2 protein-coding genes are annotated in these 1408 nt (G+C 32.5%); both read right to left on the bottom strand.

Annotated features, from left to right (window positions below; all coding sequences use genetic code 11):
• Nucleotides 1–84: 84 nt before the first annotated feature.
• Nucleotides 85–657 (bottom strand): replication protein, encoded by a 573-nt coding sequence (locus tag ACP3TL_RS14990; RefSeq protein WP_026260398.1) that lies wholly within the window; start codon nucleotides 655–657, stop codon nucleotides 85–87.
• Nucleotides 658–722: 65 nt separating this feature from the next.
• Nucleotides 723–866, bottom strand: coding sequence for a ribbon-helix-helix domain-containing protein (locus ACP3TL_RS14995; protein ID WP_018616903.1), 144 nt, complete (start codon nucleotides 864–866; stop codon nucleotides 723–725).
• Nucleotides 867–1408: the final 542 nt, after the last annotated feature.

The following is a 1408-nucleotide window of genomic DNA, read 5'->3' on the forward strand; positions in this document are numbered from 1 at the left end:
CAAATACCCTTCCTGGGATTATATCCCAGACCCTTTATTTTTGCTAACGCAAAAAGCTAGCCATTTTGGCTAGCTAATTCAAATTCATCTAATTCTATGTCTAATAGATTTAATATAATTATTCATAATAAACGCTGAATTATCACAAAGTAACGGAAACCAATCATCAAATCTATTTTCCATAGCATAATCTATTAAGTCTTGAATCTCATCAATATCATTTTCTTTAACAAAACTAATCATTTCTTTAATTAATTGATATCTCTCTCCAGAATTGGCAGAAAGATATATTAAAGGATCAGCACCAGCATGACCTATTATTTCACTCTTACTATACTGAAACTTATTAGGATCATCCATATGAGCAAAATAACGCACCATACCTTTCAGATCCATAACCTTTTGAGGATTTGGTGCCTTTAACCTTAAAGTAATCTCTCTAACCTGCTCATAAGACTTTTTAGAAGCAAATAATATTAATATATGCCAATGAGCCTTTTTCAGTTCTCCATTAGAATCTACATCTTTATCATGTAATGGACTTTCTATCCACGGTATATGCATCTCGTTTAAAACATCTCTCCAATTTTCAGGTGCAGATTCCGGATAAACAAAAAATGTCCAATTACGTGTTCTTGTATCTCTCTTTTCACTCATGTTATAATTACCTCACTTATAAGTATAATTTATTTCTTAGTCGCCATTTGCCCTGGCGACTATTTTTATGCCTTTTTTTGTTCATTAACCCACATTGTAATCAAAGCAGATTTACTTAAACCTGTTTCTTTAGATAAAACTTCTATTTTTTCAAAAACTTCTTGATTCAAAGTTATCATAATTCGTTTTTTTTCTTGTTTTTCAGCCATATTTTTTCACCTCAACAATTTTCTATAAATACGAATTCCCTTATAAAACAATCTAACACATTTATAACTAAAGTGTAAGAAATTTATGTATTTTTATCAAAAAACCGGGTTGAGCCTTACTCTCCGTTGATGTTTCGCGATTTATACCCTTTCAGCCTTAGAGGCGCAAGGGATACAGAGTTTTGACCTCTGACCAGTGACCAACCTAGGGGGGGTCGTAGTTGCCCCCCTAGGTTCGAAAAATCCAAAGATTAAATACAAAAACAGTAATCAAAAATGTGATTACTAAAATCCATAAATCAAATCCCAACTTCAATTAACTTGTAATTTAATTTCCTTTTGACTTCACGATATCGAAAGTAATGATTTGGATTGGTTGTTAACTTGGATTAATCCAAGTTACAACTGCACCAATCGCTACTGAAGTAGCTATCATTATTTCTTTGCTCGTCAAAAGTATTTCTCATATCACAAGTTAATTGAAGTTTTGGCAAGCGTCGTATTTGCTAGCCACTTCATTCGCTAACGCTCATTTCGTTCTG

Source organism: Staphylococcus caseorum, from assembly GCF_049943195.1.
GTDB lineage: Bacteria > Bacillota > Bacilli > Staphylococcales > Staphylococcaceae > Staphylococcus > Staphylococcus equorum_A.

What these genes read in the sequence shown, in the direction of transcription:
- ACP3TL_RS14995 (WP_018616903.1), bottom strand. Translation starts at nt 866, where the DNA reads ATGGCTGAAAAACAAGAAAAAAAACGAATTATGATAACTTTGAATCAA.
- ACP3TL_RS14990 (WP_026260398.1), bottom strand. Translation starts at nt 657, where the DNA reads ATGAGTGAAAAGAGAGATACAAGAACACGTAATTGGACATTTTTTGTT.